Annotated in this window: 1 protein-coding gene; it reads right to left on the minus strand. The window is 34.0% G+C overall.

The window, feature by feature from the left end; genetic code table 11:
* Positions 1-883: 883 nt before the first annotated feature.
* Positions 884-1,244, minus strand: a 361-nt coding sequence (locus tag SPADD19_RS02540; protein WP_481906734.1) for a lipoate--protein ligase family protein, incomplete at its 5' end; no start/stop codon positions are given.

A 1,244-nucleotide genomic window follows, 5' to 3' on the forward strand; every position in this document is an offset into this window, starting at 1 on the left:
ATAGCCGTGTTTTTGTATGAATGTACAATTGAAAAATTTTTAGTTTTCACTTAAATAAAGGACATAATTGACAATGATTTAGCTCAAAATAATTTTTGGTTATGAAAGGGTGCCAAGAGATTTCGGAATAAGATTGAATGGACTAAAAAACAACATAAACCGTTGGGGCTGTAAGGAATTTTAGCGATAGATTGTCCACCCTCTAAACTGAAATCAGCTGAGAATGGCAATCTCAGCATGATTTTTAAACATTTTATGCAAAAAAAATAACTATTCGGTATCAAAATTTCGAGAATTTTACCGAATAGTTAAAAAAAGAGCAGAATAGAATTTTTTTATCGTATCTAATTTATAGAGTTTGTTGGAATAGTTACTGAGTTTTTTGTTTAACATTCAAACTTTAAAATTATATCATAAAAATAATTAGAAAAACAGACTTGTATTATTTTGAAATTGGTATATGATGAAGGTGTAAGAACTATAAAATAGCCTATTAGAAAGGGGAATGAAAGAATTAATTAGGCTATATAAAATTGGTGATTGGTAATTAATGTTGTCAAACAAGAAAGGAAAAGGTAAAAAATGCAATTACATAAAAAAATTTTTATAGTGGCGTTAGTTTTATCCATTTGTATCTCACTTTATTTTCTTATCAGTCCGTCTAAAATTCTCACCTTTCCGATCCGTGTGCATTCATTTGATGACACATTTAAATATTACATGTTTGTGAAGATTGGAATTGTATTATTATTTATCAAATTCTTACTGGATATATGCTTAGAGTATATCAAGAATTGGTTTAAAAAGTTTTGATGTATCTTCACACAAAAGAGTCTGAGACAGTGTTTTGTCCCAGACTCTTTTGTGAGTTGTGAGCTCTGTTTTATAGATTCCACTGCTTGAGGGAAATTTCGCCACTATTGAGCCAGATTTCTTCTTGATTTTCTAACTGGACCAAGAGTTGGCCGGTATCGGAGATGTCTTTGGCGAGGCCCTGATAGGTATGCTGGTTCTGCTCAAAGGTGACAGTTCGTCCTAAGACCAGGGAGCGCTCTTTGTAGAGGTAGACCAGTTCATCGATATCCGTATGAAGAAATTCCCTCCAAATCTCGCTGATGAGGTCATTGCGGGTGATGGGACAAGGGCCTTCAAATAAGGAACCAGCCTTGCTTTCTAGCTCATCTGGAAAAGTAGAGATAGCCAAATTGAGACCGACTCCGATAATGACATCCGTGACAAGGCCG

The sequence above is a fragment of the Streptococcus parasanguinis genome (assembly GCF_001578955.1).
In the GTDB taxonomy this organism is placed as follows: domain Bacteria; phylum Bacillota; class Bacilli; order Lactobacillales; family Streptococcaceae; genus Streptococcus; species Streptococcus parasanguinis_U.